The following is a 256-nucleotide window of genomic DNA, read 5'->3' on the forward strand; positions in this document are numbered from 1 at the left end:
CTCGAGAATTTCAGTTGCTTGTCCAGGCGGACATGCAGGTAGGGTTTGTTGCGCTGGAATGTGCCCGAGACGATCTTCACAAATGCCAGGCGGTCCCGGTGTTTGGGGTCCATGTTGGCGTGGATTTTAAAGACAAACCCGGTCATTTCCTTTTCCGAGGGCTCTACCAGGCGTTCTTCCGCCTTTTTGGGACGTGGGGGCGGCGCGATCTCCACAAAGCAGTCCAGCAATTCCCGGACCCCGAAATTATTCAGGG

The 256-nt window shown here is 55.5% G+C and carries 1 pseudogene; it reads right to left on the reverse strand.

The window, feature by feature from the left end:
* Positions 1–256, reverse strand: a pseudogene (prfC, locus tag ACRHNM_RS17330) (peptide chain release factor 3); the annotation flags it as partial.

The sequence above is a fragment of the Psychroserpens mesophilus genome (assembly GCF_050617655.1).
Lineage (GTDB): Bacteria > Bacteroidota > Bacteroidia > Flavobacteriales > Flavobacteriaceae > Psychroserpens > Psychroserpens mesophilus_A.